Source organism: Nocardioides sp. (assembly GCF_014360585.1).
Taxonomy (GTDB): domain Bacteria; phylum Actinomycetota; class Actinomycetes; order Propionibacteriales; family Nocardioidaceae; genus Nocardioides.
Genome location: NZ_JACIXG010000033.1, coordinates 38,479 through 52,456 on the forward strand (window position 1 = coordinate 38,479; position 13,978 = coordinate 52,456).

At 67.2% G+C, this 13,978-nt stretch carries 16 protein-coding genes; 13 read left to right on the forward strand and 3 right to left on the reverse strand.

The genetic code is table 11. The features are described 5' to 3' along the window. Positions 1 to 2 precede the first annotated feature (2 nt). The 3 genes from H5T77_RS12955 to H5T77_RS12965 are packed head-to-tail and all read left to right on the forward strand — an operon-like array spanning position 3 to position 2,121. On the forward strand, positions 3 to 488 hold the full coding sequence (locus H5T77_RS12955; protein WP_008362685.1) for a hypothetical protein: 486 nt from the start codon (positions 3 to 5) through the stop codon (positions 486 to 488). Further along, complete coding sequence (locus H5T77_RS12960; protein ID WP_008362682.1) at positions 485 to 1,069, forward strand: hypothetical protein; 585 nt, start codon at positions 485 to 487, stop codon at positions 1,067 to 1,069. Before H5T77_RS12955 ends, H5T77_RS12960 begins: the two co-directional genes overlap by 4 nt. A 32-nt stretch (positions 1,070 to 1,101) precedes the next feature. Beyond that, a complete protein-coding gene (locus H5T77_RS12965; RefSeq protein ID WP_008362680.1) occupies positions 1,102 to 2,121 on the forward strand; it encodes an ABC transporter ATP-binding protein in 1,020 nt (339 codons plus the stop codon). A gap of 209 nt (positions 2,122 to 2,330) precedes the next feature. Here the strand turns inward: H5T77_RS12965 and H5T77_RS25660 are convergent, their stop codons facing one another. Beyond that, entirely contained in the window at positions 2,331 to 2,711 is a 381-nt protein-coding gene (locus H5T77_RS25660) for a TetR/AcrR family transcriptional regulator (RefSeq protein WP_366816626.1), read from the reverse strand. A 317-nt stretch (positions 2,712 to 3,028) separates the two neighbouring features. Between H5T77_RS25660 and H5T77_RS12970 the strand changes: the two genes are divergently transcribed. From H5T77_RS12970 to H5T77_RS12985, 4 genes are all read left to right on the forward strand, one after another. After that, a complete protein-coding gene (locus tag H5T77_RS12970; protein ID WP_292649826.1) occupies positions 3,029 to 3,808 on the forward strand; it encodes a tyrosine-type recombinase/integrase in 780 nt (259 codons plus the stop codon). Between the two features lie 165 nt (positions 3,809 to 3,973). Further along, complete coding sequence (locus H5T77_RS12975; RefSeq protein ID WP_292649827.1) at positions 3,974 to 4,135, forward strand: hypothetical protein; 162 nt, start codon at positions 3,974 to 3,976, stop codon at positions 4,133 to 4,135. 177 nt (positions 4,136 to 4,312) lie between these two features. Continuing rightward, the gene (locus H5T77_RS12980; RefSeq protein WP_292649829.1) at positions 4,313 to 4,882 is read left to right on the forward strand and encodes a winged helix-turn-helix domain-containing protein; all 570 of its coding nucleotides are present in this window, start codon (positions 4,313 to 4,315) and stop codon (positions 4,880 to 4,882) included. Continuing rightward, positions 4,875 to 5,372 (forward strand): hypothetical protein, encoded by a 498-nt coding sequence (locus H5T77_RS12985; RefSeq protein WP_292649830.1) that lies wholly within the window; start codon positions 4,875 to 4,877, stop codon positions 5,370 to 5,372. Before H5T77_RS12980 ends, H5T77_RS12985 begins: the two co-directional genes overlap by 8 nt. A gap of 1,003 nt (positions 5,373 to 6,375) precedes the next feature. On the opposite strand, the gene H5T77_RS12990 is transcribed toward H5T77_RS12985, so the two are convergent. Continuing rightward, positions 6,376 to 6,732, reverse strand: coding sequence for a hypothetical protein (locus H5T77_RS12990; protein ID WP_292649832.1), 357 nt, complete (start codon positions 6,730 to 6,732; stop codon positions 6,376 to 6,378). Positions 6,733 to 6,992: 260 nt separating this feature from the next. Between H5T77_RS12990 and sbnA the strand changes: the two genes are divergently transcribed. Both sbnA and H5T77_RS13000 read left to right on the forward strand, forming a co-directional pair. Next, entirely contained in the window at positions 6,993 to 7,994 is a 1,002-nt protein-coding gene (gene sbnA / locus H5T77_RS12995) for a 2,3-diaminopropionate biosynthesis protein SbnA (protein WP_292649834.1), read from the forward strand. Then, positions 7,991 to 9,412: an MFS transporter gene (locus tag H5T77_RS13000; protein ID WP_292649835.1), complete on the forward strand. Its 1,422-nt coding sequence runs from the start codon at positions 7,991 to 7,993 to the stop codon at positions 9,410 to 9,412. The genes sbnA and H5T77_RS13000 overlap by 4 nt, the downstream gene beginning before the upstream one ends. An 82-nt stretch (positions 9,413 to 9,494) precedes the next feature. Here the strand turns inward: H5T77_RS13000 and H5T77_RS13005 are convergent, their stop codons facing one another. After that, on the reverse strand, positions 9,495 to 9,755 hold the full coding sequence (locus tag H5T77_RS13005; protein WP_292649837.1) for a CDGSH iron-sulfur domain-containing protein: 261 nt from the start codon (positions 9,753 to 9,755) through the stop codon (positions 9,495 to 9,497). Positions 9,756 to 9,905: 150 nt separating this feature from the next. Here H5T77_RS13005 and H5T77_RS13010 point away from each other — a divergent pair, with 150 nt between their 5' ends. The 4 genes from H5T77_RS13010 to H5T77_RS13025 all read left to right on the forward strand — a co-directional run. After that, on the forward strand, positions 9,906 to 10,211 hold the full coding sequence (locus H5T77_RS13010) for a metal-sensitive transcriptional regulator (RefSeq protein WP_292649839.1): 306 nt from the start codon (positions 9,906 to 9,908) through the stop codon (positions 10,209 to 10,211). Between the two features lie 73 nt (positions 10,212 to 10,284). Beyond that, positions 10,285 to 11,322: a hypothetical protein gene (locus H5T77_RS13015; RefSeq protein ID WP_008359930.1), complete on the forward strand. Its 1,038-nt coding sequence runs from the start codon at positions 10,285 to 10,287 to the stop codon at positions 11,320 to 11,322. Positions 11,323 to 11,380: 58 nt separating this feature from the next. Then, the gene (locus H5T77_RS13020) at positions 11,381 to 13,753 is read left to right on the forward strand and encodes a heavy metal translocating P-type ATPase (protein ID WP_292649844.1); all 2,373 of its coding nucleotides are present in this window, start codon (positions 11,381 to 11,383) and stop codon (positions 13,751 to 13,753) included. 113 nt (positions 13,754 to 13,866) lie between these two features. Beyond that, on the forward strand, positions 13,867 to 13,978 hold a 112-nt coding region (locus tag H5T77_RS13025), incomplete at its 3' end, for a heavy-metal-associated domain-containing protein (RefSeq protein ID WP_292649846.1).

Here is a 13,978-nt window from a genome sequence, read left to right on the forward strand (position 1 = left end):
CGATGTCCAGACTCTCCACAAGGACCTTCGTGCTCCTGCTGGTGCTAGGCATCGGGCTGCTCGTGTTCGCCGGGCAGCGCGCTTGGTCCTGGCGCGAGGACGTAAGCGCGGAGCATCAGCGAGCGGCGGCCGTCTCGGCGGCTTCCACCGAGGTCACCCGACTGATCTCGGTCAGCGCAGAGGACTCGGAGGCGGCCTTCGAGTCCCTTCTCGACGGCGCGACCGCCTCCTTCCGCAGCGACCTGAAGCAGCAGGCAAGTGCGCTGCAGAAGGCGCTGAAGGCCAACAAGGTCGACGCCGAGGGCGAGGTCGTCTCGGCCGGTGTGGCGCGCTCGACCGACGAGCAGGCGACGGTGTACATCGCGGCGACCGGCACGGTGTCGAACTCGGGCACGAAGGCACCACAGCAACGTGACTACCGGGTCAAGGTCGAGATGCGGAACGTCGAGGGCCGCTGGCTCGTATCCGGACTGGAGTTCATCCCGTGACCATCGATGAGACCGAGATGCCAACAGCCCTCTCAGAAGAGACCGAGGTGGACGAGCACGTGGACAAGTCGCGACCGCCCGAATCCGGTCGGCTCCGGCTCGACCTGGGGGGAAGACTGCTGCGCTGGGCGGTCGTGCTGCTCGTGATCGTCGGACTGGCCGCGGCGATAACCTTCGCCGCGCTCGCCGGTCACGCCTCGGACCGCGCTCGGGACCGAACCGATGCGCTCGCCACGGCCAAGAGCCGGGTGCCCGTCCTGCTGAGCTACGACCACCGCACGCTCGAAGCAGACCTCGACCGGTCCAAGAACCAGACCACCGGCCGGTTTCGCACCGACTACACCAAGCTGCTCGAAGGCCCTGTCGCCAAGGCAGCGACCCAGAAACAGATCTCCACGAAGGCGACCCTCTCCGGGGCAGGCGTCGTCGAGGTCGCCGGGCCGCGGGTCACGGTCCTGGTCTTCATCACGCAGACCACGATCGCGCCTGGAGCCGAGCCCAGCGTCAGTGCATCGCGCGTCGAGGTGAAGATGCAAAGGGTCGGCAACGGCTGGAAGGTGGCTGGGCTCACGCCCCGCTGACCGGACGACAACCCGCGAGTGGAGGCATTGGTATGGGTGTAGACGTAAAGATCGAAGGGCTGACCAAGAGCTTTGGTAAGCAGCTCATCTGGAAGGATGTCACGCTGACGCTGCCTGCGGGCGAGATCAGCGTGATGCTCGGGCCGTCCGGCACGGGTAAGTCCGTGCTCCTGAAGACGCTGATCGGTCTGATCAAGCCCGACACGGGCTCGGTGGTCATCGAGGGCGTCGACATCGCCAGCTGTTCGGAGCGAGACCTCTACGAGGTCCGCAAGCTGTTCGGCGTGCTGTTCCAGGACGGCGCCATGTTCGGTTCGATGGACCTGTTCGACAACGTCGCGTTCCCCCTTCGTGAGCACACGAAGAAGAGCGAGTCCGAGATTCGCAACATCGTCATGGAGAAGATGGACCTGGTCGGTCTCATCGGCGCCGAGAACAAGCTTCCCGGTGAGATCTCCGGTGGTATGCGCAAGCGTGCCGGTCTGGCGCGCGCTCTGGTCCTCGACCCCGAGATCCTGCTGATCGACGAGCCCGACTCCGGTCTGGACCCGGTGCGTACGGCGTTCATCAACCAGCTCTTCATCGACCTGAACGCGCAGATCGACGCGACCTTCCTGATCGTCACCCACGACATCAACTCGACGCGTACGGTGCCGGACAACATCGGCCTGCTCTACCACAAGCACCTGGCCATGTACGGACCCCGCGAGATGCTGCTGAGCTCCGAGGAGCCGGTGGTGCGGCAGTTCCTCAACGCCCAGACGATCGGCCCGATCGGCATGTCGGAGGAGAAGGACGCCGACGAGCTGGCCGCCGAGAAGGACATGGGCCTGCCGCCGCTGCCGCCGATCCCGATGCAGCTCGAGCCGTCCAACGGCATTCCTCGCAAGTACCAGCGTCCGCCGGGCGCCTGGTGCCGCGAGAACGGTGTCACCCCGCCGCCGGGGTCGTTCCAGCCCGACGAGACACAGGCCTTATCTGGCGCTCGTGTACTTCAGATGGAGTCGTCGCGACCGTCCGTAGCAGGGACGTCTGGCGAGTTGTTCACGTAGAAACGCTCGCCGCCGACGTTTCTAGCGGTTCTTGTCGCAGCGAGACCGGGTTGGACTGATCGCTCAACTGTTGGCACAGTCGGCCATGGTTTCCGCTGCAGGCGGCATCTCATACTGCTGCTTCGCCCGAATCACATCGAGGCACGGCCACCATAGCCGCGATGGGCCACGACCATCCCGGTAGTCACATCGCTGCCTGAGACTGTCGGTCAGACCTCGGAACTCGCGTTCGCGGTTGGCGGAGCGAAACAGCAGGCGAAAGCATCGAGACCCTCGGCGGCTGCATCGAGCAGCGCGGGAATCGCATCGTCCTCGAAGTCATCGGTGCCCACGTGTTCGGCCAGCCGCTCACGCGCCCGATCCAGGATGGTCCGACACAGCTCTGCCTTGGAGTCGAAATACCTGTAGAGCACGACGCGCGTGCCCCGTGCCTCATCGGCGACATCGCCCGGGCTTGTCTCGGCGAAACCTCGTGGCGCGCAGGGCCGCGTTGGACGCGGGACCGCTGTTGCCGGCGGGCACCTGAATTCGCAGAACCATCCCCGCCCGGTGTCGGCGCACCGCCGCTTTCGCCCCGCAAGTACTCGCACTTTTCACGCCAGCACCCGCTCGGTGGGCCAGCGCGCTCGCGCTGAGGCCGGATGCGTCGGGTTGCGTGGGTAGAACCGCGCGATGAACTCAACGTCTCCAGTGCTCATCGACTCCTATCCTCACCGCGGTACGCCGCTCACCGCGGAGGACGTCGAGCGGATCACCGCCGCGATCACCGCCCACCCACGCTGCGACCACCCGAACCGTCTACGCCTCCGCCTGGCGCCGATGGGAACGCTGGTGCACGCACCGCGGCATCGCTCCGCTTGGCGAGGAGGGTCCCGGCGCCGGCCGTCGGGGCGCCGACCCGGTCGCGGTGTGCGCCTACCTCGCCGAGACAGCCGCTGACGGGCTCTCGGCCGCGACTGTCGACCTGGCTTGCTCCGCGATCGGCTACCACCACCGCTGTCGCGACCTGACCGATCCCACCGCGACCGTAGCCGTTCGCCAGGTACGCCGCGGCCTGCACCGCATCCTTGGGACCGCGCCACGCCGCCCCGCCCATCCAGTCGGCCCCGAAGAGATCGGCCAGCTCCTCGCCGCCATCGACCGTGACAGCCCGGTTGGTGCGCGAGACGCCGCGGTCATCCTGCTCGGCTTCGCCGGCGCGCTGCGCCGCTCCGAGCTCGCGAACCTCACCCTCGCCGACCTCGAACCCAAGCCCGGTGGACTGTTGCTCCGCCTGCGCCGCTCGAAGACCGACCCCGATGCTCGCGGGCAGGTCGTCGGGATCGCACCGGGCCGCCACCGCGACACCGACCCGATCACGGCGCTCGACGCCTGGCTCGCCCATCGAGGACCCGGGCAGGGCCCGGTCTTCACCAGCTTCCGCAACGGCGCTCCGCCGCTCCAACCGATCTCCGGCAACGTCGTCACGAGTGTCGTCAAGCGCTATGCCGTCGCCGCCGGGCTGACCGGCCGCATCACGGCTCACTCACTGCGCGCAGGACACGCCACCACCGCCGCCATGGCCGGTGTCGGCATCGACCGGATCGCCGCCCAGACCCGCCACCGACGCATCGACATCCTCATCGACCGCTACATCCGACCCGCCCACGCACTCCACGCCACCTCCAGCAGCGCCCTCGGGCTGTAGCCCGTGCATGTTCGGGAGCCCGGCAATCACCGAACACCTCTCGGTAGGCCGGACCCTTCTGGGGGCGGCGGGCCCGCGTGTGACACTGGATGAGAAGGGAGCCGGAGATGACCGCCGAAGAAACATGGACCCCATTCGATCCCAGCAGACCAGAAGTGGTTCTGGATGCAGGCCTGGCAGAAGCGCGAGCAGGAGGTCGACGCCTACGTCGCAGCCGGCGAGTTGGACGTACATGACAACGCCGATGAGTTCCTTGCTCACCTCGGCGCGATCGACGCCCACCGCGTGGACGGGTCAGACTCCCGGCGCCGCGACGACCAACCCTGACGGACCCATCGTCGGGCCAGGGCATGCTGGATCAATGCCATACATGCGGGCGTCGAGAGTGAATGGAATCGATCCAGGTAAAGCCAGCGACGCTGGCGGCACGGCGTGTGCGGTCCGGTGGGGATTCGATTTCCTAAAACGTACGATATTGTCGTTTTTATGAAAACGTCGAGCCCGATGCTCCTGCCGCTGCTGCGCTCGCGGCTGCAGGGCGAGGTCCTGGCGTGGGTCTTGCTCCACCCTGACAATCCGTCGAGTCTGTCGGAGATCGCGGAAGCGGTGGGCACGACGGTCCCGACGGTCAAGCGTGAGGTGGATCGGCTGCAGGAGGCGGGTCTGGTGACCAGTAGCGCCCGGGGGCGCAACCGAGTGGTCACGCCCACCATCGATCATCCGCTCTACCGCCCTCTCGCCGAGGTCATGGCGCTCACGTTCGGCCCGGTCGGGCTCTTGCGGGAGGCATTGACGCCCGTGGACGGGATCAACGAGGCGTTCATCCATGGTTCCTGGGCTGCTCGATATCGGCAGCGACCAGGGGCCGTGCCAGACGACATCGACATGATCGTCATCGGCACCCCTGACCGCGACGAGTTGTACGCCGCGATCGAAGCCGTTGAGCGAACGCTGCGCCGCGAGGTGAACTACAGGGTGGTCTCGCCGCAGGTGTGGGACGCCGACGATGGTTCGTTCAAGACGACCGTCTCCTCCCGTCCGCAAGTCCACCTGATCGGAGGCAGCGATGACTGACCAGCCAGCCCACACGCCGGGCCATTGGCCACAAGGTGACGCCGAGATCGACACCATGCTCGAGCACGGAGACCTCGAGCGTGTCACGCCTTCAGCCGAGCATGCCAACCTGCTGATGAGCCACGCCGACGGGCATCTGGAAGCGGCCGAGCCGCTGATCGATGTCCACCCGACCTCGGCGTTCCCGCTGATCTACGACGCCACCCGCAAGGCCATGACCGCAATCCTCGCGAAACAGGGAGTCCGGCCGTACGCACGCTCCGAACTCGGCGCCCACAAGGCCGTGCAGCAGGCCATCCAGGCACAGCTGGGCCGAGCCGCTGGTGTGGTGCGCCCGTTCGGGCCGATGCGGCTACGCCGCCACGACACCGAGTACCCGTCCCTGGATGATGTTCCGCTCACCAGCGGCGAAACGCGCCAAGCGTTCGACGATGCGACAAGCATCGTCGCCGCAATGAAGAAGCTTCTTCCCCGCCTCGGGCCGTTCTGAAGTCGACGACTGAACTCCGCGAATACCCACCAGCTTGCGCAACGGCGCTCCGCCGCTCCAACCGATCTCCGGCAACGTCGTCACGCGTGTCATCAAGCGCTATGCCGTCGCCGCGGGCGGACCCGCCGCATCACGGCTCACTCGCTGCGCGCAGGACACGCCACCACCGCCACCACCGCCATGGCCGGCGTCGGCATCGACCGGATCGCCGCCCAGACCCGCCACCGACGCATCGACATCCTCATCGACCGCTACATCTGACCCGCCCAAGCGTGGCACGCCACTTCTAGCCGCCACCTGGCGGTGTCTGCATGAGCCTGCAACGATGGATAAAATCCACTCACTCTCCATGCGAGAGTGAGTGGATTTTATCCATGGTGGGACTGGAATCACTTCCAGTGACGTTCACGAGCGGCCCTGCAGGCAGGAGTGCATCCGCGGGACCTATATCGCGGGCGGGACGACGGTGATGCCATCGAGCTCTCGCGCGGCGTGTTCCGCCACGCCGATGCGCCCGAACCTTCCCCCGGCGCTGCGCAGTGGCGGGCAGAGGCCCGGGCGTGGTCCTGAACTCCGCGAATACTCCGCGAAAACCCCTTCGAGAGACCCCGAGATCAGGCGAGGCGACGAGGTAATATGGACCTCGACATCGACATCGATGACGGATGTTCGCCCAGGTCAAACGGAGGTTTCTCCGAAGCTGGCCGAAGAGTCTCGAGAGATTCGGCGCCCGACGAAGGCCGCCAGGCACCAAGAGAAGGCCAGGGGTTCGAATCCCCTCAGCTCCACCGATGGAAACCCGGTTCTGAACAGCCACAATAAGGCTGTGAGGGCCGGGTTTCTTGCATGTCGTTCGCCCGTTTCCTCATCTCACGTCCCCCCGCGTCCCCCTCGAACCTGCATCCGCCGAGCTGACGCGCGTCCGGCCAGAGGACCTACGCCCTAGGCAACGGCCAGTGACGCAAGTCATGTCGTGGCGTCAGAGTTTCTTCAGGGTCGGCTGTTAATTTGGCTGCGCCGGACCACCGACGATGACGACGCAAGGGGGCGTATGGGCTCGCGGGCTGACGCCGCGTTCGCGTCCAGTTTTCGTCGCTTCCTGTTCTCTGGCAGCGGGCCACGAGTGGTGGCCCTGGTCGCCGCAATGGTGTTTGCGGTGCATCTGTTGAGCATGCACAGCGGACACCACGGAGGCGCCGACCATGACATCGCTGAGCCCGTGGCTGAGTCGCCAGCGCCGTCGGCCGTCCATGTCGACGGGAGTGATCAAGAGTCGGGTCATCACGGTCACGGTGACTCCGGGGTCGGTGATGCAGGCGCTGTCAGTGACGTGGACGTCCTCGAGGTCGAGCACCCTCATGGCGAGTACGAGTGCGGCGAGATCACTCAGTCGCGTCTTGGCGTCGCTGTCTCGACGTTGACCCCGGCGTTGGGGTGCTTGTGGGTAACCCCTCGCCCCGCGGCGCTGATCCGGGCACAGGGTCCCGCTGATCTGCCGCGGTCGACCCCCCATCTCGTTCGTGAACTCGGTGTGCAGCGGGTCTAGGAGCCGGCGTCGTCTGACGACACCTTCCTAGCCCTCAACGCACCTTTCGACTTCATGAACGAAGGAACTCCTGCATGCCCGAAAACATCCACGATTCCCTGATCACGTGCGTCGGCGAAACCCCCTTGCTGCGGTTGGGTCGCTGCTTCCCGGACCCGGATCGGGAAGTGATCGCCAAGCTCGAGATGCTCAACCCCGCTGGCAGCATGAAGGACCGTCCTGCCCGCTTCATCCTCGAATCCGGACTGGCCTCAGGCGACCTGCGACCCGGGATGCGGCTGGTGGAGAGCACCTCGGGAAATCTCGGGGTCGCCCTGGCGACGATGGCCGGACTCTTTGGGTTGTCCTTCACCGCGGTGGTGGACCCTAAGACCACGTCAACCAACCTTCGGCTCCTCGAGGCGGTGGGCGCCGACGTGGAGCTGGTGACCGAGCGGGACGAGAGTGGCGGCTATCTGCACACCCGGGTTCGCCGGGCTCAGGAGCTGGCCGATGCCAGCTCGGACAGCGTGTGGGTCAACCAGTACGCCAACGACCTGAACTGGCGCGCCTACTACGAGACGACGGGCCGAGAGGTCCTCGACGCGGTCCAGGCCCCGGTGGACTACCTGGTGGCGGCCGTGTCCACCACGGGCTCGATCCTGGGACTGGCCCGGCGGCTTCGGGAGCGGTACCCGGCTATGCAGGTGGTGGCCGTTGATGCGGTCGGATCGGTGATCTTCGGTACGCCACCTGGTCCGCGTGAGATCCCTGGCTATGGAGCGAGCCGGGTGCCTGAGCTGCTCAGCCGCGAGGAGATCGACCAGGTGGTCCACATCGACGATGCTCGAGCTGCCCTGGGCTGTCGACACCTGGTCGCCACTGAGGGCGTCCTCGGTGGTGGCTCCTCTGGGGCGGTGATCGCAGCCATCACGCAGTTCCTGCCGACCACACCCGCTGGCAGCCGCATCCTGACGGTGCTTCCGGACCGGGGGGAGCGGTACCTCGACCTGGTCTATGACGACCAGTGGCTCGAGATGGTCTCCACGGTCGGCGGTGTGTCCGGCCAGCGACTGGATGTCTCTACTCGAGCATGAATGAGTACATGACCCTGCGGCGGACGGACATGGGGCTGCTGTGGATCTCCCAGTTCGTCAACACCGCCGGGCTGATGGCGCTGGTGCCGATCATGCCGCTGTACATGGCATCGCTCGGCGCCTCCGACGCCACCGTCGGGGTCTGGGCGGGGGCCGCGATCGCGGCCCCCGCCCTCCCGCTGGCGATCACCACACCGCTGTGGGGCCGATTGGGCGACCGCATCGGTCCCAAGTGGATGGTGGTCCGCGCCCTGGTGGGCTTGTGTCTGGCGATGGCTCTGATGGCCGTTGCCGGCAGTCCACTGGCCCTGCTGGCTGCACGGGTCGTGCAGGGCACGCTCGGAGGCGTGGTCGAGGCAGCCGCGGCGTATGTGGGGTCTGCGGCCTCGGAGGGCGGCCGTGGGCGCGCACTGGGTCGCTCCTACAGCGCCACGGCAGCTGGCGCCCTGGCTGGTCCGGTTGCCGGCGGCACGCTGGTGGCCACCGGTGATCTCCGGCCGCTGCTGATCGGGATCGCCGTCGCGGCGTTGCTGCTCGGGGCTGTCTGCACGCTCCGGCTGCGGAATCCGCACGCTGCACGGCAGCCGTCCACGGGCTCAGAACCGGCCCGGGCATCTCTAGCGTCCGTGTGCTCTCGGATCGGCTGGGTTCCCTTGGCCGGGGGTTTCCTCGCCTTCTTCGGCGTCTACGGTTTGATCCCGATCTATGCCGACTTCGTCACCGAACTGGTGGCCGAACCCCAACACGCGGGGCCATGGGTGGGCGGGCTCCATGCAGTGATGTGGGCCGGCACCCTGGTCGGCTCCCTGTGGTGGGGCAAGGTCAACGACAAGACCGGTCTTCCGCTGCGCACGCTGGCCATCGCGAGCGGCATCACCGCCGGGACAGTGCTCATCCAGGCAGCTGTCGGCTGGCTGCCAGCGTTGGTGCCGCTGCGGTTCATTCAGGGCTTCTGCTTCGCCGCGCTGGCACAGTCACTGATGTTGTATGCCTCGCAGAAGGCGGGCCAACACGAGCGTGCCGGGTATCTCGGCGTCGCCAACAGCTTCCTCCTCGGCGGGCAGTTCCTCGGACCGCTCATGGCCGGAAGTGCGATGGCGCTGCTCGCCCCGTCCGTCGGCGTGCTGATCACAGGGATCTGTGTGGCCTCGACGGCTCTGCTCGTCTTGGCGCCGGCCATTGCCACGGCCCGTGCATCCCGCGGCGAATCGGCCCGGGCGCCGGCGATGCCCTTCGTCCCGGAGCGCTGGCGGGCCCAGTCAGGCGGTCGGCACGCAGCTCCTCGCAGGCCGCAGCACCGCAAGGGAAGCCAGCCAGGACCGCGGGTACCCAATGAAGGTCGGAGTCGTGTCCCAGCCGTCTCGACTCACCCCGCAGCCGCGCGGCCACGCGATCCTCGTTCAAGAGTGAACCGGTGATGGCCAAGCCTGGGGAGCTGGTGTCGCGCCTCTGGCCCGACGGCAGTCAGCTGTCGGGCCAGAGGTGGAGGTGCGGACCGACCTAGGCGTCTTGTGCTTGTTCTGCCGCGTCCGCACGCTGGCCAGCAACGAAGCCAACCTTGGCATGGGAGCCGTCGCAGAACGGCTTGTTCCTGGATTCGCCACAGCGGCACAGGAAGATCGTCTTGCCGGTGTCGTAGCTGTTGCCGTCGTGGTCGACGAGCTGCGCTGCACCCTTGATCTGGAGTGGTCCGTTGTCGACCGTCTTGATCGTTGTGGGCTTGGTCTGACTGTTGGCTTCGGGTGCCGAGTCGTCGGTCATGCGCGCTCCTTCTACGTTATCGGTGGGTCTGTCGCGGTGGACATCCGTACCTTAGGGGGGTATGGTTTCTCGCACAGCAGGAATATACCATACCGGGGTATGGTTTCCGGACAGTCGAACAGATGTCGTTGGAGCAGCAGAGGAATGACCATGGGAAGTCACGATCACCAAGGTGAGCGCGGCTATATGCACCGCCAGGACGACTACCTCAAGCGGCTGCGGCGCATCGAGGGCCAGGTTCGTGGCCTGCAGCAGATGGTCGAGGACGAGAAGTACTGCATCGACATCCTCACGCAGGTGTCTGCGGTGACGAAGGCTCTGCAGTCGGTGTCCCTCGCGCTCCTTGACGAGCACCTCAACCACTGTCTGGTGCAGGCAGCGGCCGCGGGTGGGACGGAAGCCGACGAGAAGATCAAAGAGGCCTCCGACGCCATCGCCCGCTTGGTCCGCTCCTGACCCGCGGCATCGCCTACACGGACAGCCACTACTGACACCAGGACCGTATGGGTCCCGACTAAGGAGCCTCCACGTGAAGACCTCGCTCAAGCTCGGCGGATTCATCGCCGCTCTTGCTGCCGTTCTCGCCGTCGCGTTCGGCGTCGGCAACGCCACCGGGCCGATCGGCCGAACCGCACAGAACACCGACCACTCAGGAGATGACATGACCACGAACGCGGGCCACGGGCAGGCCGGCCACGACAACACCGACAGCAAAGCCAGCGGGCACGCCGGCCACGGCGGGGGTGCTAGCAAGCTGCCCGGCGGGCTGATGGTCTCGGAGCACGGATACACGCTGGACCTGGACTCGGCGATCCTGGCTGCCGGCCGTACTTCGGTGAAGTTCCGGGTGACGGGTCCCGACGGAGAGCCCGTCACCGACTACGAGCCCACCCATGACAAAGAGCTCCACTTCATCGCCGTCCAGCGGGACATGAGTGGGTTCCAGCACGTGCACCCCACGCTGGCCAGGTCTGGCGACGAGGCGGGCACGTGGACGACCGACCTCGACCTCACGCCCGGAGCGTGGCGGGTCTTCGCCGACTTCCGGGCCACCGCCCATGGCGAGACCATGACGCTGGGCAGCGACATCTCGGTCCCAGGCACCTACCAGCCGGCGCCGCTGCCGCCCGTCAGCCAGACTGCAGAGGTCGACGGCTACACCGTCACGCTGAAGGGGCAGCTGGTTCCCGAAGAGTCCTCGGAGCTGACGCTGACGGTGAGCCGGGATGGGCAGCAGGTGACCGACCTGGAGCCTTACCTCGCCGCGTACGGACACCTGGTGGCGCTGCGCTCGGGAGACCTGGCCTACCTGCACGTTCACCCCGAAGGTGAGCCGGGAGACGGCATCACCAAGCCCGGCCCGGACATCACCTTCTTCGCCACCGCGCCGTCTGCCGGACCGTATCGCCTCTACCTGGACTTCAAGCACGACGGCGTGGTCCGCACTGCCGAGTTCACCGTCCAGGCCGGCAGGTCCGCGCCCGCGTCGGGGGAGCCCGAGGCAGGTGAGTCCACCGCACAGCCCAGCGGTTCCGGCTCGGCAGGTCACGGCGGTCACAGCCACTGACCAGAACCAGCCGACACGCATCGAGAACGAGAAGCATTCGGTGAGGAAGGAAGAGACAATGAGCGCGCTCAGTGACGTCATGCCCGAGAGCGGTGCCCCCGGCAACCAGGTCGAGCTTGCGATCGGTGGTATGACCTGCGCCTCGTGCGCGAACCGCATCGAGCGCAAGCTGAACAAGCTCGAGGGCGTGACCGCGACGGTCAACTACGCCACCGAGAAGGCCAAGGTCACCTACGCCAACGGCATCGAGCCGGCCGCGCTTGTGGAGACGGTCGAGCAAGCCGGCTACACCGCGCGACTTCCCGAGCCGAAGGGAACCTCGCGTCAGGCGGCGACCTCGGAGGCCGGCGCCGAGGCAGACCCTGTACACGCCTTGCGCAACCGGCTGGTCGTCTCGACGGTCCTGAGCGTGCCGGTGATCGCGATGGCGATGATCCCGGCGCTGCAGTTCAACTACTGGCAGTGGCTCTCATTGACGCTCGCCGCGCCGGTGGTGGTCTGGGGCGCGTTGCCGTTCCACAAGGCGGCCTGGACCAACCTCAAGCACGCCACCTCGACCATGGACACGCTGATCTCCATGGGCACGCTGGCTGCGCTCGGCTGGTCGCTGTATGCGCTGTTCTTCGGCACTGCCGGTGCGCCGGGCATGACCCACCCGTTCGAGCTCACCATCGCTCGCACGGACGGGTCCGGCAACATCTACCTCGAGGCAGCGGCCGGGGTGACCACGTTCATCTTGGCAGGGCGCTACTTCGAGGCCCGCTCCAAGCGCCGCGCCGGCGCAGCCCTGCGGGCACTGCTCGAGCTCGGCGCGAAGGAGGTGTCGGTCCTCCGCGACGGTCCCACCGGACCCACCGAGGAGCGGATCGGCGTCGACCAGCTGGCAGCGGGTGACCGGTTCGTGGTCCGGCCCGGGGAGAAGATCGCCACCGACGGCCGGATCCTCGAAGGCTCCTCAGCAGTGGATGCCTCCATGGTGACCGGGGAGTCGGTGCCGGTCGAGGTCGGCCCCGGCGACACGGTGATCGGCGCGACCGTCAATGCGGGTGGGCGGCTCGTGGTCGAGGCCACGCGTGTTGGTGCTGATACCCAGCTGGCGCAGATGGCCAAGCTGGTCGAGGACGCCCAGAACGGCAAGGCTCAGGCCCAGCGCTTGGCGGATCGGGTCTCGGGGATCTTCGTCCCGATCGTGATCGGCCTGGCTGTCGCGACCTTCGGGTTCTGGGCCGGCACCGGTGGTGGCATCGCTGCAGCGTTCACGGCTGCGGTGGCCGTGCTGATCATCGCCTGCCCGTGCGCGCTCGGGTTGGCGACGCCGACCGCCCTGATGGTGGGAACCGGCCGTGGCGCCCAGCTCGGCATCCTGATCAAGGGCCCCGAGGTGCTGGAGTCCACTCGCAAGGTCGACACCATCGTCTTGGACAAGACCGGCACCGTCACCACCGGTCAGATGACCCTGGTACGTACGGTCGTCGCCGACGGTGAGGACGTCGATGAGCTGCTGCGGTTCGCCGGCGCCCTGGAGAACGCGTCCGAGCACCCGATCGCACAGGCCATCGCCAAGGGCGCGGCCGCTCAGGTCGGTGACCTCCCGGCGGTCGAAGACTTCGCCAACATCGAAGGTCTGGGGGTGCAGGGGATCATCGTCGACGGGGAGGTCTCGCACGCCGTCCTGGTCGGACGGCCGCGGCTGCTCGCCGAGTGGTCCCAGCACCTGACGCCGCCCCTGGAGGCGGCGATGACCGACGCTGCTGAGAAGGGCCAGACCGCGGTGGCTGTCGGTTGGGACGGGCGAGCCCGCGGGGTCCTGGTCGTGGCCGATGCGATCAAGCCGACCTCTGCCGAGGCGATCAGTCAGCTGCGCAGCCTGGGGCTGACCCCGGTGCTGCTCACCGGAGACAACGCCACCGTCGCCACGGCGGTCGCGACCGCCGTCGGCATCGAGGCCGGGCCCGACACCGTCATCGCTGAGGTGATGCCGTCGGAGAAGGTCGATGTCATCAAACGACTCCAGCAAGAGGGCAAGACCGTCGCCATGGTCGGGGACGGTGTCAACGACGCCGCGGCACTGGCTCAGGCCGACCTCGGCCTGGCCATGGGCACCGGCACCGACGTCGCCATCGAAGCATCCGACCTCACCCTGGTCCGCGGAGACCTCCGCGCCGCCGCTGATGCGATCCGGCTCGCCCGGCGCACCCTGGGCAACATCAAGGGCAACCTGTTCTGGGCCTTCGCCTACAACGTCGCCGCACTCCCGCTGGCGGCCGCCGGACTGCTCAACCCGATGCTCGCCGGAGCCGCCATGGCGTTCTCCTCGGTGTTCGTGGTGTCCAACAGCCTGCGGCTGCGCGGCTTCCGAGCGACCAACAGCGACCCACGAACCGAAACCGACGTCACCGAAGCGTCCCGGCCCGAGCCGGTCAACGCCTGACCCCACACTTCTGGATTCTCGAGACGAATCGGGATCCCAGAGGACCTGCCTCGCCGGCAGGACCGAACAACCGGCCCAACCCGGGCGCGGAACCCACGAGAAAGGTTCACCCCATGGCAACCAACGCCACCTACACCGTCTCCGGCATGACCTGCGGCGGCTGCGCCGGCAAGGTCACCGACCAGGTCGAGCAGATCCCCGGCATCCTCGATGTCGACGTCGACC